Annotated in this window: 20 protein-coding genes; 8 read left to right on the top strand and 12 right to left on the bottom strand. The window is 60.5% G+C overall.

What is annotated here, in order from left to right; translation table 11 throughout:
* The 9 genes from BW686_RS24700 to BW686_RS24655 all read right to left on the bottom strand — a co-directional run.
* Positions 1–424 (bottom strand): DUF6861 domain-containing protein (locus tag BW686_RS24700; RefSeq protein ID WP_373271068.1); only part of this gene is annotated, 424 nt, incomplete at its 3' end.
* A 346-nt stretch (positions 425–770) separates the two neighbouring features.
* On the bottom strand, positions 771–2,294 hold the full coding sequence (locus BW686_RS24690) for an amidase (protein WP_084920500.1): 1,524 nt from the start codon (positions 2,292–2,294) through the stop codon (positions 771–773).
* Between the two features lie 272 nt (positions 2,295–2,566).
* Positions 2,567–3,730: a M20 family metallopeptidase gene (locus BW686_RS24685; protein ID WP_084920496.1), complete on the bottom strand. Its 1,164-nt coding sequence runs from the start codon at positions 3,728–3,730 to the stop codon at positions 2,567–2,569.
* Positions 3,727–5,154, bottom strand: a complete 1,428-nt coding sequence (locus BW686_RS24680) for a M20 family metallopeptidase (protein ID WP_084920493.1) — start codon at positions 5,152–5,154, stop codon at positions 3,727–3,729. Before BW686_RS24680 ends, BW686_RS24685 begins: the two co-directional genes overlap by 4 nt.
* Positions 5,151–6,164, bottom strand: coding sequence for an ABC transporter ATP-binding protein (locus BW686_RS24675; protein WP_084920491.1), 1,014 nt, complete (start codon positions 6,162–6,164; stop codon positions 5,151–5,153). Before BW686_RS24675 ends, BW686_RS24680 begins: the two co-directional genes overlap by 4 nt.
* On the bottom strand, positions 6,161–7,162 hold the full coding sequence (locus BW686_RS24670) for an ABC transporter ATP-binding protein (RefSeq protein ID WP_084920488.1): 1,002 nt from the start codon (positions 7,160–7,162) through the stop codon (positions 6,161–6,163). The genes BW686_RS24675 and BW686_RS24670 overlap by 4 nt, the downstream gene beginning before the upstream one ends.
* 16 nt (positions 7,163–7,178) lie before the next feature.
* Positions 7,179–8,087 carry an ABC transporter permease gene (locus tag BW686_RS24665; protein WP_084920485.1) on the bottom strand — a complete coding sequence of 303 codons (909 nt, stop codon included), beginning with the start codon at positions 8,085–8,087 and terminating at the stop codon, positions 7,179–7,181.
* Between the two features lie 8 nt (positions 8,088–8,095).
* Positions 8,096–9,013, bottom strand: a complete 918-nt coding sequence (locus tag BW686_RS24660) for an ABC transporter permease (RefSeq protein ID WP_084920482.1) — start codon at positions 9,011–9,013, stop codon at positions 8,096–8,098.
* Between the two features lie 102 nt (positions 9,014–9,115).
* Positions 9,116–10,636 carry an ABC transporter substrate-binding protein gene (locus BW686_RS24655; RefSeq protein ID WP_084920479.1) on the bottom strand — a complete coding sequence of 507 codons (1,521 nt, stop codon included), beginning with the start codon at positions 10,634–10,636 and terminating at the stop codon, positions 9,116–9,118.
* A 230-nt stretch (positions 10,637–10,866) separates the two neighbouring features.
* On the opposite strand from BW686_RS24655, the gene BW686_RS24650 reads away from it, so the two are divergent.
* The 4 genes from BW686_RS24650 (at position 10,867) to BW686_RS24635 (ending at position 14,659) form a co-directional block, all read left to right on the top strand.
* Positions 10,867–11,775 (top strand): LysR substrate-binding domain-containing protein, encoded by a 909-nt coding sequence (locus tag BW686_RS24650; protein WP_084920476.1) that lies wholly within the window; start codon positions 10,867–10,869, stop codon positions 11,773–11,775.
* A 185-nt stretch (positions 11,776–11,960) separates the two neighbouring features.
* Positions 11,961–12,866: a GTP cyclohydrolase FolE2 gene (folE2, locus tag BW686_RS24645; protein ID WP_084920474.1), complete on the top strand. Its 906-nt coding sequence runs from the start codon at positions 11,961–11,963 to the stop codon at positions 12,864–12,866.
* Between the two features lie 10 nt (positions 12,867–12,876).
* Positions 12,877–13,437: a gamma carbonic anhydrase family protein gene (locus BW686_RS24640; RefSeq protein ID WP_084920471.1), complete on the top strand. Its 561-nt coding sequence runs from the start codon at positions 12,877–12,879 to the stop codon at positions 13,435–13,437.
* A 55-nt stretch (positions 13,438–13,492) separates the two neighbouring features.
* Complete coding sequence (locus tag BW686_RS24635) at positions 13,493–14,659, top strand: DUF1624 domain-containing protein (protein ID WP_084920468.1); 1,167 nt, start codon at positions 13,493–13,495, stop codon at positions 14,657–14,659.
* Positions 14,660–14,707: 48 nt separating this feature from the next.
* Here the strand turns inward: BW686_RS24635 and BW686_RS24630 are convergent, their stop codons facing one another.
* Positions 14,708–15,313 carry a helix-turn-helix domain-containing protein gene (locus BW686_RS24630; RefSeq protein WP_084920466.1) on the bottom strand — a complete coding sequence of 202 codons (606 nt, stop codon included), beginning with the start codon at positions 15,311–15,313 and terminating at the stop codon, positions 14,708–14,710.
* A 301-nt stretch (positions 15,314–15,614) separates the two neighbouring features.
* On the opposite strand from BW686_RS24630, the gene glnT reads away from it, so the two are divergent.
* The 4 genes from glnT to BW686_RS24610 all read left to right on the top strand — a co-directional run bounded on the left by glnT (position 15,615) and on the right by BW686_RS24610 (position 20,011).
* Positions 15,615–16,949 carry a type III glutamate--ammonia ligase gene (gene glnT / locus BW686_RS24625; RefSeq protein ID WP_084920464.1) on the top strand — a complete coding sequence of 445 codons (1,335 nt, stop codon included), beginning with the start codon at positions 15,615–15,617 and terminating at the stop codon, positions 16,947–16,949.
* Positions 16,950–17,054: 105 nt separating this feature from the next.
* Entirely contained in the window at positions 17,055–17,975 is a 921-nt protein-coding gene (locus tag BW686_RS24620; protein WP_084920462.1) for a class II glutamine amidotransferase, read from the top strand.
* Positions 17,972–18,655 carry a protein glxC gene (locus BW686_RS24615; protein ID WP_084920460.1) on the top strand — a complete coding sequence of 228 codons (684 nt, stop codon included), beginning with the start codon at positions 17,972–17,974 and terminating at the stop codon, positions 18,653–18,655. The genes BW686_RS24620 and BW686_RS24615 overlap by 4 nt, the downstream gene beginning before the upstream one ends.
* 15 nt (positions 18,656–18,670) lie before the next feature.
* On the top strand, positions 18,671–20,011 hold the full coding sequence (locus BW686_RS24610) for an FMN-binding glutamate synthase family protein (protein ID WP_084920458.1): 1,341 nt from the start codon (positions 18,671–18,673) through the stop codon (positions 20,009–20,011).
* A gap of 596 nt (positions 20,012–20,607) precedes the next feature.
* On the opposite strand, the gene BW686_RS24605 is transcribed toward BW686_RS24610, so the two are convergent.
* Together BW686_RS24605 and BW686_RS24600 are read right to left on the bottom strand one after the other, a co-directional pair.
* On the bottom strand, positions 20,608–21,645 hold the full coding sequence (locus BW686_RS24605) for an LLM class flavin-dependent oxidoreductase (RefSeq protein WP_084920454.1): 1,038 nt from the start codon (positions 21,643–21,645) through the stop codon (positions 20,608–20,610).
* A 224-nt stretch (positions 21,646–21,869) separates the two neighbouring features.
* A complete protein-coding gene (locus tag BW686_RS24600; RefSeq protein WP_084920451.1) occupies positions 21,870–22,205 on the bottom strand; it encodes a hypothetical protein in 336 nt (111 codons plus the stop codon).
* Positions 22,206–22,463 lie beyond the last annotated feature (258 nt).

Genomic DNA, 22,463 nt, shown 5'->3' with positions numbered 1-22,463 from the left:
CGCCTACGCCGCCACCGACCATGGCCCCTGGTAAAGCGCCTGCCCCGAATGCAAGAGATCCGACAGCGCCACCAACGAGAGTCCCGACGGCCACGCTGCCGCCCATGATCATGGCGACCTCTTTGACCAGTTGCAGCAAGACAGGAAGTATTTCCGCGATATCAATGGAAGCCCACTTGCGCATCAGGCTGAGCTGGATGATCGGGTAGGACTTGGCCATTGCCAGCTTGACCGATTCGATGCGGTTTCCGCCAATACTACCGAAGGCCAAGGTGGCCTCGTTGCTCACTCGTCGAGTGAAGCCGTTCCAACCATCGGAAGCGCTTTCCCAGCCTTCATCGAAAGACTGGTTCAGGTGGCTGAATTTGTCTTCAAGCGTGCGCTCGATGTCGTCCCACCTTGGGACGTCAGCTAAAATATCCATTTATTCATCTCTGTCCTTGAAGAGAAGTTATTCCCGTGTCTCTATCCTTGAACCGTGGGACTGCGGTACGCGCGGATGTCGGCCCAGCGGGTCAACACCAACGCATGCTTTGTTCGTTGCTGAAAGTGCCATATTTCTAGATGCAGATAGCTGTAGGCAATGATGTCAAATGGTTATCAAACGTCGCTTGCGAAATCTTCAAGGATCTAATGCTTTGAAATATATTACTTTTTTTATTTTTAGAACGTGCTGAAACCTCGTAAGTGATTGCTCAAAAATTGAAGTGCGACACGCTTTTCTGAGCGTACGATCTTCGTCACACACCATCTGCCATCTGTTCATGCCCTCACATTGCCCCCACCTCCGGCTTACCGCCCTCCGACCCACCATAAACCGGGGGATGGGTCACGATGTGCGTCAGGTCGACCGCTGACGTGAGCAGTTTCTGCAGGTCCGGGCGTGGCCGGGACAAATGCGGATCATTTGCCGTGGCGTGTTCAAGCGCCTCGGCGCAGGCCAGCAGTTTTGCGTCGCCCCGGAACCCGCCGATCACCTGTAGCCCGAAGGGCATGCCGTTATGGTCGGTGCCGCAAGGCAGGGACAGTGCGGGGTTGGTGGTCAGGGTAATGGTGTAGCACAGCGCCAGCCAGCGGTAGTAATTGTCCAGAGGTACGCCGTTGACTTCGCGCAGGTACAGCTCGCTCCACGGGAAGGGTGAGACTGGCGTGGTGGGCGCCAGGATCAGGTCGTAGTGGTCGAATTGCTTCTGGAAACCGCGAAAAATCCGGCTCTGCTCGCCGTGTGCCTTGACGCAGTCTTGCAACGACATTGCCGCGCCCATTTCGAAGTTGGCGCGGGTGTTGGGTCCCAGCGCGTCCGGGTCGCGGTCGTGAGCGTCCTGCAGACCGGCGACGAAGGCTTCGGCGCGCAGTACGTCGAAGGTGCGGTGGGCGCTGCCGAGGTTCAGGTTGATGGCTTCGCAGGACTTGAACAGCGGCTTCAGGGCGCTGATCTTTTCCCGGAAGACCGCGCGGAGTTGGGTGTCCACCGCGCACGTGCCGAAATCCTCGCTGTAGCCGACCCGCAATTGGCTGAGGTCGACCGGGCGCGGCGCAAACTCGTCATCGGCAATGGCATAGCTCAATGGATCAGACTGCCCTAATCCGGCGCTGGCGCGCAGTTGCAGCAGGGTGTCGGCGACGTTGCGGCCCATCGGGCCGACCACGGAAATCGGCGTCCAGCCCAGTTTCTTGCGTTCGCTCGGCACCAGACCCGGGGAAGGGCGCAGGCCGACGATGCCGCACAGCGCGGCGGGAATGCGCAGCGAGCCACCGGTGTCCGAACCGCTGCACAACGGCACCATGTCCACCGCCAGCGCGGCGGCCGAGCCACCTGAGGAACCGCCTGCATTCAGTGCGGGATTGAACGGGTTGCCGGTCGCGCCCCACACCACGTTGCGGGTGTTGGCACCCGCACCCAGTTCCGGAACATTGGTCTTGCCGACCATGATCGCCCCGGCCGCGCGCAGTCGCGCCACGAAGAGGTTGTCCTGGGCGGGTATGTTGTCGCGAAACAGTGGCGAGCCGTAGGTGGTCAGGACCCCGGCAGTCTCTTCGAGGTCCTTGATGCCGATGGGCAAGCCGTGCAGCAAACCCAGCGGTTTGCCTTGCAGGACCGCTTTTTCGGCGGCTACAGCCTCGTCTCGGGCGCGCTCGAAGCAGGTCGCGGCGAAGGCGTTGATTTTTGGATTCAGGCTTTCAATGCGCTCGATACAGGCGTCGAGCAATTCCACTGGCGAAAGCTGTTTGTTACCGATCAATGCCCGTAATTCAGTGGCGGATTTGCCGAGCAGTTCGGATGTATTTTGCATGGGGTGTTTCTCCGCGAAATGGACAAATCAGACTGGCTATCTTGCTGATGCTCGGCGTTGGCGTGCATCCAGTGAAGCTTGCGCTAAAGGGCAGACGCAGAGCGTCCAGAGCTGCATTCCCACGCTGGAGCGTGAGGAACGAGAGGTGTTCGGGCGTGCGCGCTGATTATCGTGCCGATGCTCCGCGTCGGCATGCCGTTCGTGACGCTCTGCGTGACACCTCTGCGGCGCGCCCTTTTCTCCGTGCCGAACGCATCAAGCGGGCAGTCTTTTCAAGAATCCCCCAACGCCAGTATCGTCGCCACCAGCGCCTGGCCTCTGGGTACCAGGGTGTCCAGCTCCAGATACTCTCGGTCGGTATGCACCTTGCCGCCCACCGGGCCGAGGCCGCACAGCGTCGGGATGCCAAGGCTGGCGGTGAAGCCCGAGTCGGCGCAGCCGCCGGTGAATTCGCCTTCCACGCTGAAGCCCAGTTCCTGCGCGAGGCCCTGATAGATCTTCAGCAGTTCGGTGCTGTGCCGGGCTTCCATCGGCAGGAAGGTCGTGGCTTCGAGCAGTCTGGCGGAGGTGCCGGGCAGCTCCTCTTCGGCGACGATGGCCTGGACGGCCGAGAGAATTTCATCCCACTGCCTGAGCTCGATAAAGCGTACATCGAGCTTTGCCGTGGCGCTGGGTGCAACCGTGTTGCTGGAGGTGCCGCCCGAGATCAGCCCGACGTTGGTGGTGATGCCCGCTGCATAATCCGTCAACGCATGCAGTTTGATCACCTTATGCGCCAAGGCCTGAATGGCACTGGCGCCATCGGCGTGATTCACCCCCGAATGCGCCGCACGGCCGCTGACTTCGATGATCAGCGTTGCACCGCCTTTGCGGGCGCTGACCACGTTGCCGCTGGCGCGCCCCGGTTCAGGGTTGAGCACCGCACGAGCCTGGCGGGCGTACTTTTCGATGTGAGCACGGGCACTGGCGGAACCGATTTCTTCGTCGCCGGTGTACAGAATCTGCACCGGAAACGGCAGCGGCCCCAGGCGTTTCAGCGCCTTGAGCGCGAAGCAGTTCAGCACCAGTCCGCCTTTCATGTCCGCCACGCCGGGGCCATAAGCCAGTGCGCTGTCTTTTATCTCGTCTTTTGAGTAGCCGCGCGTTGTCGTCGTGCCTTTCGGGAATACTGTGTCGCGATGACCGAGCAGCAATACCGGCTTGCCAGGGCCGCCGGGCACTTCAGCCAACAGCACATCGCCAAACCCCTCAACGGGAATACGTTCGATATTGATCCCGTCGGCCTCAAGTTGCGCGGCGAGCAGGTCGCCGACGGCATCGACGCCGGCCTTGTCGTAACTGTTGGAGTCGGTGTCGACCAGGCGCTGCAACAGCGCCTCCATCGCCTCGTACTGCCCGCTCAGCCAGTCGGTTGCCTGCCGTTGTGCGTCATTCATTCACTCAACTCCTGTGCCCGGTGCTCGCGGGTCAGCCGTGCGCCGTCAGTTCCAAGGTCCCAGAACAGCCCGGCCATGATTTGCAGGCTCTCTTTGACCACTGGCGCCAGCAAATGCTCGTCGGGTGCATGTTGCGAGCACGCCGGGTACGAGTGGGGCACCCAGACCGTCGGCAGGCCCAGTACTTCAGCGAATACATCGTTGGGCAGTGAGCCGCCCAGGTTCGGCAGCAGTGCCGGCTTCTTGCCGGTGGTCGCGGCCAGCGATGCCAGCGCCCAGCCGACCCACGGGCTGTCCGGGGACAGGCGCGTGGCGTGCATCACGTCCATGCGCGTCTGCCGGACCTCGACCTGAGTAAAACCGTGGGCATCCAAGTGCGCGCGTACCGCGGGAATAAAGGCGTTGTAATCGCTGTCCACCACGAAGCGGATGTGGCACAGCGCATGGGCCTTGCCGGGGATCGCATGCACGGGCGCGTCCGGATTGCCGGTCTTGAACGCGAGAATGTCGAGGGTGTTCCAGCCGAAGACTTTTTCGCTGAGCGACAGCGCCGGGTGTCCCCAATTCGGGTCAATGTCCGGGTCGCCGGGGCCGCCACCGACCTCGATGTCTGCCAGTGCTGCCTTGACTGCGTCAGGAATGGCAGAGGGCATGAGGCCCGCGACTTTTACCCGACCGTGCTCATCCACCAGGCTGGCGATGGCATTGGCCAGTATGATGCCGGGGTTGGCCAGCAGCCCGCCCCAGTTGCCAGAGTGGTGAGCGCCTTCACGCAGGTTTACCGTCAGTTCGAAATTGAACACTCCGCGCGAGCCAAGAAACAGGGTAGGGCGTGAGGCCGCCAGACGCGGGCCGTCGGAGGCGATGAAAATGTCTGCGGCCAGCTCTTGGGCATGCGCCTGACAAAATGCGCTGAGGCCGGGCGACCCGTCTTCTTCGCCCATTTCCAGCAGCAGTTTGACGTTGAAGCCCAACTGGCCGTCGCGCGCTTTCAGGGTCTGTTCGAGGGCGGTCAGGTTGATCAGGTGCTGGCCCTTGTTGTCCGCCGTGCCGCGGCCATACCAGCGATCACCGCGTTCTGTCACTTTCCACGGGGACAAACCTGACTGCCACTGTGCGTCGTAGCCGCGCACCACGTCGCCATGACCGTAGCTCAGCAGGGTCGGCAAGGCGGCGTCCTCAAGGCGTGTTGCGATCATCAAAGGCCCGCGCCCGGCGACCGGGTTGTCATACACCTTGACGCTGAAACCGAGCCGCTCGACGTGCGGCGTGATGAATTCGTTCAGATAACGATAAAGCTCCGGCAGGCTCGCGGCCTCCTGGCTTTGGGTCGGGTACGCAACGCTGCCGCCGAGCAAGGCGAAAAAGGTGCCGTTGTCGAACTGCTCGGTGGCGTTTTCGATGGCATGCGAACGGCTACTCATGAGGGCATCAGCTCCAGGGGTTTTGAGGTGTCGCGCAAGTGGCAACGGACAGTGCCGCCTTCCACGCGGCCAGTGGCCGGAGAGTGTTCCTTGCACACCGCCATGCAACCGGGGCAGCGTGGATGGAAAGCACAGCCGGACGGCGGTGACATGGGGTTGGGGAAGGTGCCATGCAGGCCCAGGTCGGGAATGCCCAGGTGCGGGTCAGGGGTCAGTACCGAGTCCAGCAGCGCCTGGGTGTAAGGGTGGCCCGGCCTGGCAAACAACGATTCGCGGCTGCGCTCTTCGACGATGCGGCCCAGGTACATCACCGCTACCCGGTCGGCCAGATGCTCGATGACCGCCAGGTTATGGCTGATCAGCAGGTAGGTCAGGCCGAACTCCTGTTTGAGGTCCTGTAACAGATTGAGAATCTGCGCCTGCACCGACACGTCCAGCGCCGAGGTCGGCTCGTCGCAGATCAACACGTCGGGGCGCATCACCAGCGCCCGGGCAATCGCCACGCGCTGACGCTGGCCACCGGAAAGCTGGCTGGGGTAACTGTCGATGACTCGCTTCGGCAGGCCGACCACGTCCATCATTGCTTCGACACGCTGGCGGCGCTCGGCGTTGGTGCCGATGCCATGCACGATCAGCGGCAGGGTGACGATTTCGCGCAGGGTCTTGCGCGGGTTCAGTGAGGAATAAGGGTCCTGAAAGATCGGCTGGATGCGCCGCGCCATTTCCTTGCGGTCAGTGCCGGCCAGGTGCTTGCCATTGACCAGCACATCGCCGCTGCTGGGCGCGAGCAGGCCGAGCAACATCTTGGCCAGGGTGCTTTTGCCGCAACCGGATTCGCCGACCAGCCCGAGGGTTTCGCCGCGCATCAGGCGCAGCGATACACCATCGACGGCTTTCAGGGTGGCATCGGGTTTGAAAAAGCCCCGGCTGATGTTGAATTCGCGGCGGATGTCGCACAGCTCGAGCGCAATGTCTTTTTTGCTGTTGGTGTTCAGGGCTTGATGGTTCATGACGTCATGCCCTCTCGGAGCAACACAGGTTCAGCACCCGCTGAGGCAAACAGGCAGCGGGTCATGTGGGTGTGGCTGTGAATCGGCGGGACATCCTCGGCGCAGGCCGCAATCGCCTGCGGGCAACGGTTGCGGAAGGCGCAGCCGTGTTGCTCGCCGACCAGGCTGGGCACCAGGCCTGGAATCGAGCCGAGCGGTTGGCCCGGCTGGGTGCGCCCGGGGATCGGAATGCTGGCCAGCAGCCCGCGTGTGTACGGGTGCTGCGGGTTTTCGAACAGCTCGACCGCCGGGGCGGTTTCGACGATCTGCCCGGCGTACATCACCGCCACCCGGTCAGCAATGCGCGCCACCAGGCCCAAGTCGTGGGTGATGAAAATCACCGCCAGGCCGAACTCTTTCTGGATGTCGCGGATCAGGCGCAGGATCTGCGCCTGAATGGTCACGTCCAGCGCGGTGGTCGGCTCGTCGGCGATGATCACGTCCGGCTCGCACATCAGTGCCATGGCGATGATTACCCGCTGACGCAGCCCGCCCGACAATTGATGCGGGTACTGGCGCAGGCGTTCGCTGGCGTTGCTGATACCGACTTTCTCCAGCATCTGCGCCGCACGCTGCAAGGCCTCCTTGCGCGACACCTTGCGGTGCCGGGTCAACACTTCACTGAGCTGATCGCCAATGCTGTAGGCCGGGTTCAGCGAGGTCATGGGTTCCTGAAAGATCATCGCCAGACGATTGCCCCGCAGGTCGCACATCTGCCGTTCGCTCTGGGTCAGCATGTCGATGCCGTCCAGGCTCAACGTTGTCGCCGTGCGTCGCGCCTTGCGCGGCAGCAGGTCCATGAGCGCCAGCGAGGTCAGGGATTTGCCGCAACCCGACTCCCCGACAATGCACAGCATTTCGCCGCGCTCGACCTGAAAGTCCAGGCCGCGCACTGCGTGGAGCGTGTGTTGTCCCAACGGGATCTCGACACGCAGGTTTTCAACATGCAACAACGCCATGTGCGGATCTCCTCTGTCAGTTGCGCCCTTCGGGCAGGATCAGGTCGCGCAGGCCATCGCCAACCAGATTGATGCCCAACACCAGCACCATCAGTGCGACACCGGGAATCGCAATGACCCACGGGGAAAAGAACATGTACGGTTTGCCTTCGGCGATCATCAGGCCCCAGGACGGAATGGGTGGCTGCACGCCGACCCCTAGGAACGACAGCGCTGATTCCAGAAGAATCGCGTGAGCCATCTCCAGCGTAGCGACGACGATCAGCGCGCCGACCAGATTGGGCAGGATTTCACTGGCCAGAATGCGCAGCGTCGAACAGCCCAGTGCCTGGGCCGAGGCGACGTATTCAGCGTCGCGAATCTGCTGCACAGCGGCCCGCACCACGACGGCAAACCGGTCCCAGAGCAGGCAGCCCAGCAGAATGATCACGACCTTCAGCGAACCACCGATCAACGACGCGGAAGCCAAGGCAATCATGACCACGGGCATCGCCAGGCGCGTGGTGATCAGGTAGCTGATCAGAGCGTCGGTCTTGCCGCCAAAATAACCTGCCAGCAGGCCCATGATGGTGCCGATGACGCCGGAGATCAGCGCCGCCGAAAAGCCGATGAACAATGAAATGCGCGCGCCGTACAGCAGGCGCGACAGGTAATCGCGGCCCAGCTTGTCAGTGCCCAGCATGTACTCCCATGTGCCATTGGCCATCCATACCGGGGGTTTCATGCGCAGCATCACGTCCTGGCTGTACGGGTCGTATGGTGCGAGCCAAGGGGCGAACAGTGCGCCGAACAGGATGATCAACAGCAGCACTGCGCCGATGGCAAAGCCGCGATGGGCAAAGCTGCTGCGCAGGGTGCGCCAGACGCTTGGTGCCGGAGGCTGGTAATCCTTGATCACCAGCGGCGATGAGGTGGTTGCGCTCATGAAGCCTCCTATTTCACGCGGATGCGCGGGTCGAGCAGTGCGTTGAGCACGTCGGCCAGCAGCGTGAGGACGATGTAGATCACCGCGATCAACAGCACGACCGCCTGCACCACCGGAAAGTCGTCACGGGCAATCGCATCCCAGGCCAGTTGACCGATGCCTTGCAGCGAGAAGACCGTTTCGATGACCACCGAGCCGCCAAGCATGAAACCGAATTCCACGGCGGCCAATGCCACCACAGGAATCAGCGCATTGCGCAGTGCGTGTTTGAACAGCACCGTGGCAGGGCGCAGGCCCTTGGCGCGTGCCGTGCGGATGTAATCGGAATTGAGCACGTCGAGCATGCCGGCGCGGGTCAGGCGCATGATTGCCGGTGTGGCGTAATAGCCCAGCGCAATGGCGGGCATGACGAAATGCGCCCAGGTCGAGTTGCCCGACACCGGCAGCCATTTCAAGGTGACCGAGAACACCACGATCAGCATCAGCGCGAACCAGAAACTCGGCATCGCCTGACCCAGCACCGCAATACTCAACGCCAGCCGATCCACCCAGGTATCGCGTTTCACCGCGGCCAGCACACCCAGCGGAATGGCGATCAGCAGGGCAATGCTCAGGGCCATTGCCCCCAGCCCGAGGGTGATCGACAGGCGCGAGGCGATCAGGTTGTAGACCGATTCCTGAAAGAAGAACGAATCGCCCAGATCAAGGCGCAGCACGTCGGCCAGCCATTCGAAATACTGCGTGACCAACGGCTTGTTGAGGCCGTACTGCACACGGATCTGTTCGATCTGTTCGCTGCTGGCTTCCGGCCCGCCAATGGCGGTGGCCAGGTCGCCGGAGAGGTGCAACAGGGAAAAGCTGATCACCGACACGGTAATCGCCACGCACAGGGCAATGCCGAGGCGGCGCAAGAGAAATCCGAACATGGCAAGTGACCTTGTGTCCGAGGGGGAACGGTGGGCTGACGACGCTGCGAGGCCTGTCATTGACCTCGCAGCCGGTCGGGCCGATTGACGTCGCGAACAGCCTTATTTCCAGCTCGACAACGCGAAACGTGGAAGCTCGTCCGGGTAGGGTTTGAAGTTCAGGTCCGAGACGTAGGCGTAGTTCATCGAGTAGTTGAACAACGGTGCCCAGTACGCCTGCTCGCTGATGCGCTGCAGGGCCTTGCGGTAGTTGTCCTTGCGCACCCGCGGGTCCAGCGCGTTGTCTGCGGTCTGCAGCCAGCCCTGGACTTGCGGGTCCTTGATGTTGTCGTCCGGGTTGCCCTTGAACCAGGTCCCGGCGGAGGCCGATGTGTCGAGGATCGAGAACGAGCCCCAGGCCTGGAAAGACATCGGCACCTTGCCGCCGCGTTGCTGGTCACGCAGGGCGGCGTACTTCAGGTAGCGCAGCTTGGCATTGATGCCGACGGCGCGCAGGTTGCCGATGATGGCTTCCACGTAATCGCGGTCCCGGTAGGCAAAGATTTCGGTTTCAAAACCATTCGGGTAACCGGCTTCGGCAAGCAGCGACTTGGCCTTGGCCGGGTCGTAGTTGTAAACCGTGGCCGCTGTGGTGTCACAGCCGAACTGGCCGGGGTAACAGGCCACTTGCAGGGGCTTGCTTTCGCCGCCGACCAATTGCGAGGCGAGGCCGTCGCGGTTGATCGCGTGGTTGATCGCCTGACGCACTTTGAGGTGTTTCATCGGCGAGTCGGCGCTGGAGGTGCCGCGTGCGTCGAGAATCAGAAAGCCGATACGCATGGTCGCGCCACTGGTCACCACCAGATTGGGCATGGCCTTGAGGTTTTCCGCCTGATCGGGGGCCACGCGCCAGGTCCAGTCGATGCCACCGGTCATCAGCTCGGCCAGGCGGGTTTCGGCGTCGGCGATCACCCGAAAGTTGATGTGGGCGATCTTCGGCTGGCCTTGCGGGCTGTCCTTGAAGTAATCCGGGTTCTTGTCCATTTTCACGCCTTCGCCGGTGGCGATGGCCGTGACCTTGTAAGGCCCGGTGCCGATCGGTTTGCGGCTGAACCCGGCCATTCCGACCTGTTCGAAATACTTTTTCGGAAACATCGGCACGGCGTTGGACAGGTATTCCAGCGCAGGCGGGAAGGGCTTTTTCAGGTGCAGGCGTACGCTGTAGTCACCGAGCTTTTCAGCGCTCTTGATCCAGTCGACGTTCTGTACCGTGACCACCTTGGACTCGGGCGACACCACATAATTGAGCGTGAACACCACGTCATCAGCGGTGAACGGGTCGCCGTTGTGAAACTTCACGCCTTCGCGCAGCTGGAAATCGATAGTGGTGTCGTCAACCTGTTTCCAGCGGGTGGCCAGCATGGGTTCGTACTGACCGCTGTCGGGGTTGCGATAGACCAGGTTGTCCCAGATCAGGCGACCGAGAATCACGCCTTCGCGCAAATCGTTGTGATAGGGGCTGATGTTTTCCGGTTCGCTGTCAGAGGCATAGACCAGCGTATCGTCGGCCTTGCCGGCCAGGGCGGAAAAACTGCTGAACAGGCTCAATAGCGCGATGCTGCGAGCGAAACCCTTGATTCCCATGCCGTCGTCTCCAAAAGGCAAAGTGGATGTATCAAAGGGCAGTGGGTCGCAAATGCGAGAAGAGGCGTTTCCTGTGAGGCCGTGGTTGTTCTTCTGATCGAATGTTCTTTTGGTCGAATTCTCTTCTGATCGATTAGCGGGCCTCGACACGACTCTAGGCAAAGCGTATCAATGCCACAAGCACAATATTTCGAATCTTTCATTGCCGAAAAGGCAACGCGGGAGTACTCATGCAACTCTATGGCGTGCAGTCCACCGCCTTGCGCTACTTCCTCGAAGTGGCGCGTTGCGGGTCGATCAGCGAGGCGTCAATCCGGCTCAACGTCGCATCGTCGGCGGTCAGCCGGCAGATCAGCAAGCTGGAGCGGGAGCTGGATGCGCTGCTGTTCGAGCGTCAGGCGCGAGGCATGATGCTTAGCGAAGCGGGTATCCGTCTGGCGGCCTATGCGCGCAAATCCCAGTTGGAGGCCGAGCAAGTGGTGCTGGAAATCACCGAGTTGCAAGGCTTGCAGCGCGGCCATGTGCGCATTGCCTGCTCGGAAGGTTTTGCGCTGGATTTTCTGCCGCAGTGCATCGCGCGTTTTCGGCGGCTCTATCAAGGCATTCATTTCTCGATGGAAGTCTGCGCCCCGGCCCAGGCCACCGAACGGGTGCGCTCGGGCGATGCCGACCTGTGCCTGACCTTCAGCCTGACGCCGCAAAATGAAATCAAGGTCGAACACATTCACAGCGGCGCCATCTGCGCGGTGGTCAGCCACAATCACCCGCTGGCATCACGCACGGAAGTCGCGCTTGCCGAACTGCAGCCGTACGCCATCGCCCTGACCAACACCGACACAACGCTGCGTCAGTTATTCGATATCTGCTGTGGCGTACAAGGCCTGATGTTCGACCCGGTGCTGACCAGCAATTACATCGGTGCGTTGCTGCGATTTGTGAGCGAAGAGGGTGGCATCAGCCTGTCCAGTGAAATGACCCTCGACAAGCGTGTGCATGAAAAACAACTCAAATCGCTGCCGATCAGTGATGAAGGCATGAAGGCTCGGCGTATCGAGCTGCAGAGCATGGCAGGGCGCACGCTGCCGGCAGCGGTCGCGGCATTTCGCGATTTTCTGATCGAAGAGCTGGCAAAGACCTGAACCGCTGGCGTCCGCCTGGCGATTACGCTGAATGCTGGGCACGTTGCAGCACACGCCGAGTTGATAGGTATCGTCGTTATGATGTTATAGTGTAACGAATAAGCGGTATGCGTTCTGCATTTTCCCGGCCGCCCACCTCATGCTTCGCCCCCTGCGGCGAAGTTCTCCAGCGAGACGACCGTAGAATGAACAGCCCCCTCCCAGATGTTGCCCTGACGGAAGTGTCCTCGGCCCTGATTGCACTCGACTGGGTCGGTATGCAAGGCGTCGAAGTGCCGCTGATGCTGGGTGAGCCGGGTGCTGCACACCCGGTTCATGCCTACGCGGACTTACAGGTCGATCTGACCGACCCCAGCGTCAAGGGCATCCACATGTCGCGGCTCTACCGGTTGCTCGACGGTTTTGCCGAGCATCAGGTACTGACGCCCGATACCTTGTCAGCGCTGCTGGAAGCAATGGTCGAGAGCCACCTCGATTGCCACTCCAGCGGCGCACGCATCACGCTCACCTTCAACCTGCTGTGCCGTCGCCCGGCGCTGGTTACCGAAGGGCTCAGCGGCTGGAAATCCTATCCGGTAAAGCTTGATGCCATCTGGCGAGCGGGGCGTTTGTGCCTCGACGTGTCAGCGGACATCACTTATTCGTCGACGTGCCCGTGCTCGGCTGCGCTGTCTCGACAACTGCTGGAGGAGGCGTTTACGGCGCGCTTCGGCAGGCAGTCGTTTGTCGATCCGATGCTGGTGGCCGCCTGGCTGCGAGAGCATGCGTCGTATGCCACGCCGCACAGTCAGCGCAGCGTGGCGACGGTCCAGGTGAGGGTGGCGGAGCACGCCACTGAATTGGGCCTGATGACGCTGATCGATGCTGTCGAGCAAGCGTTGGGCACACCGGTTCAGACGGCCGTCAAACGGGCTGACGAGCAGGCTTTCGCCCGGCTCAATGGCCAGAACCTGATGTATGTCGAGGACGCCGCGCGCAAGATTCAACAGGCGCTGGAGGGCCGCTATGCAGCCTCCAGCGTCAGCGTGCGCCACTTCGAAAGCCTGCATCCCCATGATGCAGCCGCGCAGACTTCCAACTACCTGTCCTGAGGCTTACACCGTGATCCGTAAAAATCCGTCCGGCCATCTGCCGGTTATCGCCGAGTCCGCCTACATCGATAAAACCGCGATCATCTGCGGCAAAGTGATCATCAAGGACAACGTCTTCGTTGGCCCTTATGCGGTCATCCGCGCCGACGAAGTCGATGCCAGCGGCGACATGGAACCGATCATCATCGGGGCCAACTCCAACATTCAGGATGGCGTGGTCATCCACTCGAAGTCCGGCGCTGCGGTGACCATCGGCGAGTTCACCTCGATTGCCCACCGGTCCATCGTGCATGGACCTTGCATGGTCGGTGATCGCGTGTTCATCGGCTTCAACAGCGTGGTGTTCAACTGCAAGGTCGGCAACGGCAGTGTGGTGCGCCACAACTCGGTGGTCGATGGCCGTGATTTGCCAGAGAACTTTTACGTGCCGTCCACCACCCGGATCGGGGCGAATACCGATCTCTCGCAATTTCCGCCGGTCAGCATTTCGGCTTCGGAATTTTCCGAAGACGTGGCGCACACCAACATTGATCTGGTGCGCGGCTACAAGGCCCTGCAGAACGAGTTCTGATGCGCCCGAGTAAAACGCAACACCTGGCAAACCCAACCACGGACCTGGATTTTTCATGACAACAGTTGTTCAACCCACACGGGCGCCGGCGTCCCGCTTGCGCTCGATCGATGCTCTGCGCGGGCTGATTATTCTTTTCATGTTGCTGGACCATGTACGGGAAACGTTCTTTCTGCACCGTCAGGTGCTGGACCCGATGGATGTCGCAACCACCGAGCCCGACTTGTTTTTCAGCCGCACCCTGGCGCATTTGTGTGCGCCGCTGTTCGTGTTGTTGACCGGGCTTTCGGCCTACCTGTACGGCGAAAAGTATCAAGGCAAACGTGACGTCTCGGCGTTTCTGCTCAAGCGCGGGCTGTTTCTGATTGCGCTGGAGTTCACTCTGGTGAGCTTCGCCTGGACCTTCGAGTTCCCGCCGACCGTCATCTACCTGCAAGTGATCTGGGCCATCGGCCTGAGCATGGTGGCCTTGTCGGCGATGGTGTTCCTGCCACGCTGGGCGCTGGTGGTCATCGGCGGGGTGATCATTGCCGGACACAACCTGCTGGACACGCTGCACTTCGGTGTCGAGTCGGCGATGCACGTTCCGTGGGCCATTCTGCATGATCGGGGCTGGCTTGAAGTGTCCGATAACCTGCGCTTGCGCACTTCCTATCCACTGTTGCCGTGGATCGGCATCATCGCGCTGGGCTACGCTGCCGGCCCCTGGTTTGTCGCGGGTTTTGACGCGGCAAAACGTCGGGCCAACCTGTGGGCCTGTGGGCTGGGCGCATTGTCGGGTTTCGTGGTACTGCGCATGATCAACGGCTACGGTGAAAAACCGTGGAGCGTCGGCGAAACCGGCGTGCAAACCGTCATGAGTTTTTTCAACATCACCAAGTACCCGCCCTCGCTGTTGTTCATCAGCCTGACGCTGGGGATTGGCATGCTGTTGCTGATCGGGTTCGAGCGCAGCCAGGAGAAAAGATGGTTGCGGCCGTTGGTGGTACTGGGTTCAGCGCCGATGTTTTTCTATCTGCTGCACCTGTATGCGCTAAAGGTTCTGTACCTGATTGCATTGGCAATCTGGGGCGCGAATCAGGGCAAATACTTCGGCTTTGACCACATGTGGGGCGTCTGGCTGGCCTCGGTCGTGCTGGCCGTCGTGCTGTTTCCGGCCGTGCGCTGGTTCTCTGCACTCAAGGCGCGTCGCCGCGACATCAGCTGGTTGAAATACCTGTAACGGTTGTACGGGCGGCACACCGACAGGTGTGCCGCCTCCCGCCTGATTTCAATCCCCCTGCGCACCGTAGTTCATGATCGACAGCAGCTTGATCGGCACCTGCACCAGTTGCTCTGGACCGTGTGGGATATCGCCATCAAAGGTCAGGCTGTCACCGGCCTGCATCGGGTACAACTGATTGCCGTGACGGTAGATCAGTTCGCCCTCCAGCAGGTGCAGAAACTCGGTGCCGGGATGCGAGAACGTCGGAAACTCCTCGCTGGCATCATCCATCGTCACCATGTACGCCTCGAAACTCTTCTTCGGCCCACGGGTGTGGTTGAGCAGGTGATAGGTATGACCTTTCTCCGTCCCGCGCCTGACCACCTCAAGCCCCTCGTCCGCCTTGACCAGCAGCGCGCTGCTGCCTTGCTGATCGTACTGACTGAACAGTTTTGACATCGGCATGCCCAGCACGTCGCACAGACGGCTGAGGTTATCGAGGCTGGTCGAGACCTGCGCGTTTTCGATCTTGCTCAACATGCCCTGACTGATACCGGCGATACGCGCGACATCGGCCAGTTTCAATTCCTGCGCCTGGCGCTGGCGTTTGATCTGAATGCCCAGGTATTGCTCGAGCTTCAATTTGGGATGGGGTTCGGTCGGCCTGTTCATCGGTTTTGCACGGTTTCCGTTCAATAATTTTTATTTCGCACTGGGAATGTGCGTTTCAATACTCTCACTCTAGCTGGCGTTCCGAATTTTTCCCTGAAAGAAACCAGCTTCCCACATAAACAGCCCTTGCAGACAGCCAGATTAACAGTTCCAGCGCGTCCACGATGTTTAGCCGGTCAGATTGGCAAGCGCTTTGCATTCCTAAAAGGAAAGTAAATTTCCTGTTCGGAATAAAAAGCGGCAGGCAGTGAAACAGTGGTCCCTCCCTGAAACGATGTGCTTATGCCAGGAGACACGTCCCATGTTGCCACCCGAAACACAGCGTCTGATTGAACAGCACGGCATCAAGTACGTGCTGGCTCAGTTCGTGGATATTCATGGTTCGTCCAAGACCAAGTCGGTTCCAGTCACTGGCCTGGAAATGGTCGCTGAAGACGGTGCGGGTTTCGCCGGCTTCGCCATCTGCGGCATGGGCATGGAACCCCACGGGCCGGACTTCATGGCCAAGGGCGATCTGTCTTCGTTGACGCCGGTGCCGTGGCAGCCGGGTTACGGGCGAGTGGTGTGCATCGGCCATGTGGAAGGCAAACCCTGGCCTTACGACAGCCGTTATGTGTTGCAAAAGCAGGTTGAACGCCTCAGTCAGCGTGGCTGGACCCTGAATACCGGGCTGGAGCCCGAGTTCAGCCTGTTCAAGCGCGACGCCGCAGGCAGTCTGCAAATGGTCGATGCCAGCGATAACCTCGACAAACCCTGCTACGACTACAAAGGGCTGTCGCGCTCGCGGGAGTTTCTCGAACGCCTGACCGAAGCCTTGCAGCCGGTGGGTTTCGACATTTATCAGATTGACCATGAAGACGCCAATGGCCAGTTCGAAATCAATTACACCTACAGTGAAGCGATGGAGTCGGCCGACCGCTTTACCTTCTTCCGCATGGCCGCCGGCGAGATCGCCAATGACATGGGCATGATCTGCTCGTTCATGCCCAAGCCCGATCCCAAGCGTGCAGGTAACGGTATGCACTTCCACTTGTCGATTGCCAGCGCGAGCAGCAAGAACCTGTTCCACGACGCCAGCGACCCGAGTGGCATGGGCCTGTCGAAAATGGCCTATCACTTCGCCGCAGGTTTGCTGGCTCACGGCCCCGCGTTGTGTGCCTTTGCAGCGCCCACTGTCAACTCCTACAAGCGGCTGGTGGTCGGCAATTCGCTGTCTGGTGCGACCTGGGCTCCGGCGTTCATCGCGTTCGGTGCCAATAACCGTTCAGCGATGGTGCGTGTGCCTTATGGCCGCCTGGAATTCCGCCTGCCCGATGCCGGTTGCAATCCGTATCTGGTCAGCGCCGCGATCATCGCCGCGGGGCTGGACGGTATCGACCGTCAACTGGAAATCGACCACGTCTGCAACGAGAACTTATACAAGTTGAGCCTGGAAGAGATCGCCGCTCGGGGCATCAAGACCCTGCCGCAGTCGCTCAAAGAGGCGTGCGATGCGCTGCAAGCCGACCCGCTGTTTGCCGAAGTACTGGGCGAGGAAATCGTGGGCGAATTCATCCGCCTCAAACGTATGGAATGGGTGGAATACAGCCGCCATGTGAGCGACTGGGAAGTGAAGCGGTATATCGAATTCTTTTAGAACAGCGGCAAGCAAGAGCAGGCATGCAGCGTATTTAATTTCTCTGTCCAGGCGACTGGCTTTTAGCGTGCTGCTAAAAACCTGTCGCTACCAAAGGGTGAGGCTATGTGCGGAATCGTTGGTTTGTACCTGAAAAACCCGGCGCTGGAATCGCAGCTCGGCAAGTTGTTCGAGCCGATGCTCGAAGCCATGACGGACCGTGGTCCGGACAGCGCCGGTTTTGCGATTTATGGCGATGAAGTCGCGGATGGCTGGGTCAAGCTGACCTTGCAGGCCACCACTGAACAATACGATTTCAACGCGCTGATCGTGGCGCTGAAAAGCAAAATGGATGCACCGCTGGACTGGTTTCAGAACGCCAGCGCCGTGGTGCTGAAGATTCAGGCGCAAGAGGCGTCAGTGCGTGCCGCGCTGGCCGAACTGGCCCCCGACGTGCGCATCATGAGCGCCGGGCAGAGCATCGAGATTCTCAAGGGCATGGGCCTGCCGAAGGAGATTTCCGCGCGCTTCGGTCTGGCGTCCATGAAGGGCAGCCACATTATTGGCCACACCCGCATGGCCACTGAAAGCGCTGTGACCCTGGAAGGCAGCCATCCGTTTTCCACCGGCTCTGACTTGTGCCTGGTCCATAACGGTTCGTTGTCCAATCACTTCCGTTTGCGCCAGAACCTGCGTCGTGAAGGCATTCAGTTCGAGACCGACAACGACACGGAAGTGGCGGCGGGTTACCTGGCCTGGCGTCTGCAACAGGGTGACACGCTCAAGCAGGCACTCGACAAATCGCTGGAAGACCTCGACGGCTTCTTCACCTTCGCCATCGGTACGCGCAACGGTTTTGCGGTGATTCGTGACCCGATTGCCTGCAAGCCGGCCATTCTCGCTGAAACCGATGATTACGTTGCGATGGCCTCGGAATATCAGGCGCTGTCCAGCCTGCCGGGCATTGAAAGCGCCAGGGTCTGGGAGCCGATCCCGGCCACCATGTACATCTGGGAACGCGAGCCAGCCGAGGGAACACGCCCATGAAAACTGTCGACCTTTCCAGCGCTACCGTGCGCGACCTCAACCAGGCCCTGCACGATCAGGTCAAGGACTTGCAGGAGCGCGAATGGCGAGTGACCCATCCCGACGGCGCGCATAACCTGGCGGTCGGCGTCAACGAAGCCATCTCCATCGATATTCAGGGCCACGCGGGTTATTACTGCGCCGGTATGAACCAGAAAGCCTCCATCACCGTGCATGGCAATGTCGGCGTCGGTTGCGCGGAAAACATGATGTCCGGTGCCGTGCGGGTCAAGGGCAGCGCTTCGCAGGCCGCAGGCGCTACGGCACACGGCGGCTTGCTGGTCATCGAGGGCGATGCCGGTGCCCGTTGCGGCATTTCCATGAAAGGCATCGACATTGTGGTGGGCGGCAGCATCGGCCACATGAGCTGCTTCATGGGCCAGGCCGGTCGGCTGGTGGTGTGTGGTGACGCCGGCGATGCGCTGGGCGACTCGCTTTACGAAACGCGGATCTACGTCAAAGGCAAAGTTGAATCGCTGGGTTCGGACTGCGTCGCCAAGGAGATGCGCGAGGAGCATCTGCACGAGTTGCAGGAGTTGCTCAGTCGCGCAGGCTTCAATGAGAACGCTGCAGATTTCAAGCGCTACGGCTCGGCCCGTCAGCTCTACAACTTCAAAGTCGACAACGCCTCCGCGTACTGATCCAGGAGCACTACCATGAGCGAACCCATCAGCCACAAACCAGCTCCAGTCCTGCGCGAGTCGGCCACCTTTGATCGCCTGACCATTCAGGAAATCCAGCGCGCGGCGGAAACCGGTATCTACGATATTCGCGGCGGCGGCACCAAACGCAAACTGCCGCATTTCGACGACCTGCTGCTGCTCGGTGCAAGCGTCTCGCGCTACCCGCTGGAAGGCTATCGCGAGAAGTGCGGGACTGACGTGGTGCTTGGCAACCGTTTTGCCAAGAAGCCGCTGTACCTGAAAATTCCGGTGACCATCGCCGGCATGAGTTTCGGCGCGTTGTCGGCCAACGCCAAAGAAGCGCTGGGCCGTGGTGCGACGATCGCAGGCACCAGCACCACCACCGGCGACGGCGGCATGACCCCTGAAGAGCGTGGTCAGTCGCAGCATCTGGTCTATCAGTACCTGCCATCACGTTATGGCATGAACCCCGACGACCTGCGCAAGGCGGATGCCATCGAAATCGTCCTGGGGCAGGGCGCCAAACCGGGCGGTGGCGGCATGTTACTGGGCATGAAAGTGACCGAGCGTGTGGCCGGCATGCGCACACTGCCGGTCGGCGTCGATCAAAGGTCGGCGTGCCGTCACCCGGACTGGACCGGCCCGGACGACCTGGCGATCAAGATTGCCGAAATTCGGGAAATCACCGATTGGGAAAAGCCGATCTACGTTAAGATCGGTGCCAGCCGTCCGTATTACGACGTCAAGCTGGCGGTGAAAGCCGGCGCAGACGTGATCGTGCTCGACGGCATGCAGGGCGGTACGGCGGCGACTCAGGAAGTGTTCATCGAACACGTCGGCATCCCGATTCTGCCCGCCATCCCGCAGGCGGTTCAGGCGCTGCAGGAAATGGGCATGCACCGCAAAGTGCAATTGATCGTCTCCGGAGGGATTCGCAACGGTGCCGACGTCGCCAAGGCGATGGCGCTGGGCGCGGATGCAGTGGCCATCGGTACCGCTGCGTTGATCGCGCTCGGCGACAACCACCCGCGTCTGGACGAAGAGCTGAAAAAGATCGGCTCGGCGGCCGGTTTCTACGACGACTGGCAGAACGGCCGTGACCCGGCGGGCATCACCACGCAAGACCCTGAACTGTCCAAGCGCCTCGACCCGGTCGAAGGCGGGCGGCGTCTGGCCAACTACCTGCGTGTGCTGGTCCTCGAAGCCCAGACCATGGCCCGCGCCTGCGGCAAATCACACCTGCACAACCTCGACCCGGAAGATCTGGTGGCGCTGACGGTAGAATCCGCCGCGATGGCGCGTGTGCCTCTGGCCGGGACGTCGTGGATACCGGGTTCGGGGTCGGGGTATTGATCGTAATGTTAATGGGCACGCATTTCATGAGGCTTCGCGTCAAAGATTTCCAATGCGCCACAACGTTGTGCCTTACCCGTGGTTGCAGCGACTGCCTACTTTGGTCCCTCAAAGCAGGGCGCGGTGAGGGCGCAAAGGTGACCTGGGTCTTATGTGAATCTATCTGACATCGCAGAACCCTTGTGTGACGCGGAGCGCCACACAGAGGGCGCAGAGCGTCCAGAACTGCATGCCCACGCGGAGCGTCGGCACGATAATCAGGGGCTGACCTTGGCTCAACTGAAACCGTAGAGCCGCCGTGTGACGCTCCGCGATAATGCTTTAGATGTGCTTTTCAACCGAAGGAACCCGACGAAGTCGGGCCGGAAACGGAGCTGGGACTTTGCCTGCTTTGGACCCTCAAAGCAGGGCGCCGTAAGGGCGCAAAGCTGACATGAGTCTTATGTAAATCTATCTGACATCGCAGAACCCTTGTGTGACGCGGAGCGCCACACAGAGGACGCAGAGTGTCCAGAACTGCATGCCCACGCGGAGCGTCGGCACGATAGTCAGGGGCTGTGCAGCCCTTTTCAGAGCTCCTCAGACACCCCGTACACTCAACGAAACGCCGGCACCACATGCTTGATAAACAACTCAAGCGACTTCTTTTTCTCGGCGTGCGGCAGGCTGTTGTCGCACCAGAAGCTGAACTCGTCGACACCCAGTTCCTGGTAATAACGAATGCGCGGGATGATCTCTTCCGGGGTGCCGATCATGGTGTTCTTGCGAATGTTGTCCAGCTCGAACTCCGGGCGATCCTTGAACTTTTCTTCAGGGCTGGGCGCGAGAAAACCGTTCACGGGCGTCTGTTTATTGCCAAACCACGCGTCAAAGGTGCGGTAGAACTTCGCGATGGCGGTGGCCCCCGTTTTCCAGCCTTCAGGGTTGTCCGCAGCATGCACGTGAGTGTGGCGCAGAACCATCAACTGCGGGCGCGGCACGTCGGGGTTGTTGGCCAGTGCTGCTTCGAACTTGTTCTTCAGGTCGACCACTTCCTCGTCGCCTTTCATCAGCGGCGTGACCATCACGTTGCAACCATTCTGCACCGCGAAATTGTGCGAGTCCGGATCACGGGCCGCGATCCACATCGGTGGCGTGTTGATCGGTTTGGGCACGCAGGTCGAGGTGGGGAATTTCCAGATATCGCCGTCGTGAGCGTAATCGCCTTGCCAGAGGGCACGAACCACCGGGACCATCTCGCGCAGCGCCTTGCCGCCTTCCGAGGCCGGCATGCCGCCCGCCATCCGGTCGAATTCCACTTGATAGGCGCCCCGAGCCAGGCCGACTTCCATCCGTCCGTTGCTGATCACATCCAGCAAGGCGCATTCACCGGCTACCCGCAAGGGATGCCAGAAGGGCGCAATGATAGTGCCTGCGCCCAGATGAATACGCGTGGTCTTGGCAGCCAGATAGGCCAGCAGCGGCATCGGACTTGGCGAGATGGTGTATTCCATCGCGTGGTGTTCGCCGATCCATACCGTACTGAAGCCACCTGCTTCGGCCATCAGCGTCAGTTCGGTCAGGTCCTCGAAAAGCTGGCGATGACTGACACTTTCATCCCAGCGCTCCATGTGCGCGAACAACGAAAACTTCATGACACTTACCTCGCTTAAATCGTGGCGCCTGCTTGATCGACCGGCGTAGAGAATGATTTCCTGTCTGATGGTATACCGTAATACTCTTGGCGCAAGTCTTTTTTGCAGGCGGCAAAGCAGGCGCAATTCCCATCACGCAACAACGAAAAAAGCGCCTCATACAGGGCGCTTTCAAGAAAATGATCAAGTGGGTGTAGCGAGTAGCGAGAGGGTTACCGCTTCGGTCAGCTGCAGGCCTCGGAGCCGATGTAGTCGTCCGTGGAGTCTCGGATGATTGGCCCCATGCCGCTGACCGCATGAGCCTGCTCCATGATCTCCAGTGTCGAGCCGGTGCCGACCAGATTCACCAGGTGTTTTTCACAATTGTAGAGGCGCTTGGAGTAGATCACGCCGAGCAGGCCTTCTCGGCGAGTGACCACCACGCGCAGGTCCGCACTTCCGCTTTTTTCCACCAGTGCGTGCTGGCCGGCAACATCCAGGGGAACGTGAATCGCTTTTCCCTCGGCATGGGCAGCCAGGGGAGGGATCAAAAAGGCCAGGAACCAGGCATTGAACTTCATCGGTGCTCCTGCGGATGAATGAGACTTCATTGGATCCGAAATCTACTCCTGCGATGAGGTTCTGAATAGCCACTACGGGCGGCCTTTCGTCGGGTCGTCCGGCGGGTCAGCGCGACGGATCGACAGTGCTCGCCGTCACGCACTGTTGCTGTGCCAACAGCCGTCCGACAGCTTGCCGGTAGACGGACAGTTGACGCGCGGCGGCAAGCGTTTCAACTCATTGATCTACCGTGAGTTATTCCTCTGGCACGGTTGCTG

The organism is Pseudomonas syringae (assembly GCF_002157375.1).
In the GTDB taxonomy this organism is placed as follows: Bacteria; Pseudomonadota; Gammaproteobacteria; order Pseudomonadales; family Pseudomonadaceae; genus Aquipseudomonas; species Aquipseudomonas syringae_T.
Note: the sequence above shows the minus strand (reverse complement) of the source record. Positions and strands in the feature narration are given on the sequence as shown.

Excerpts from the sequence above, each read along its gene's own strand:
- BW686_RS24690 (WP_084920500.1), bottom strand. The coding sequence starts at position 2,294 with ATGCAAAATACATCCGAACTGCTCGGCAAATCCGCCACTGAATTACGG.
- BW686_RS24685 (WP_084920496.1), bottom strand. The coding sequence starts at position 3,730 with ATGAATGACGCACAACGGCAGGCAACCGACTGGCTGAGCGGGCAGTAC.
- BW686_RS24680 (WP_084920493.1), bottom strand. The coding sequence starts at position 5,154 with ATGAGTAGCCGTTCGCATGCCATCGAAAACGCCACCGAGCAGTTCGAC.
- BW686_RS24675 (WP_084920491.1), bottom strand. The coding sequence starts at position 6,164 with ATGAACCATCAAGCCCTGAACACCAACAGCAAAAAAGACATTGCGCTC.
- BW686_RS24670 (WP_084920488.1), bottom strand. The coding sequence starts at position 7,162 with ATGGCGTTGTTGCATGTTGAAAACCTGCGTGTCGAGATCCCGTTGGGA.
- BW686_RS24665 (WP_084920485.1), bottom strand. The coding sequence starts at position 8,087 with ATGAGCGCAACCACCTCATCGCCGCTGGTGATCAAGGATTACCAGCCT.
- BW686_RS24660 (WP_084920482.1), bottom strand. The coding sequence starts at position 9,013 with ATGTTCGGATTTCTCTTGCGCCGCCTCGGCATTGCCCTGTGCGTGGCG.
- BW686_RS24655 (WP_084920479.1), bottom strand. The coding sequence starts at position 10,636 with ATGGGAATCAAGGGTTTCGCTCGCAGCATCGCGCTATTGAGCCTGTTC.
- BW686_RS24650 (WP_084920476.1), top strand. The coding sequence starts at position 10,867 with ATGCAACTCTATGGCGTGCAGTCCACCGCCTTGCGCTACTTCCTCGAA.
- folE2 (WP_084920474.1), top strand. The coding sequence starts at position 11,961 with ATGAACAGCCCCCTCCCAGATGTTGCCCTGACGGAAGTGTCCTCGGCC.
- BW686_RS24635 (WP_084920468.1), top strand. The coding sequence starts at position 13,493 with ATGACAACAGTTGTTCAACCCACACGGGCGCCGGCGTCCCGCTTGCGC.
- BW686_RS24630 (WP_084920466.1), bottom strand. The coding sequence starts at position 15,313 with ATGAACAGGCCGACCGAACCCCATCCCAAATTGAAGCTCGAGCAATAC.
- glnT (WP_084920464.1), top strand. The coding sequence starts at position 15,615 with ATGTTGCCACCCGAAACACAGCGTCTGATTGAACAGCACGGCATCAAG.
- BW686_RS24620 (WP_084920462.1), top strand. The coding sequence starts at position 17,055 with ATGTGCGGAATCGTTGGTTTGTACCTGAAAAACCCGGCGCTGGAATCG.
- BW686_RS24615 (WP_084920460.1), top strand. The coding sequence starts at position 17,972 with ATGAAAACTGTCGACCTTTCCAGCGCTACCGTGCGCGACCTCAACCAG.
- BW686_RS24610 (WP_084920458.1), top strand. The coding sequence starts at position 18,671 with ATGAGCGAACCCATCAGCCACAAACCAGCTCCAGTCCTGCGCGAGTCG.
- BW686_RS24605 (WP_084920454.1), bottom strand. The coding sequence starts at position 21,645 with ATGAAGTTTTCGTTGTTCGCGCACATGGAGCGCTGGGATGAAAGTGTC.
- BW686_RS24600 (WP_084920451.1), bottom strand. The coding sequence starts at position 22,205 with ATGAAGTTCAATGCCTGGTTCCTGGCCTTTTTGATCCCTCCCCTGGCT.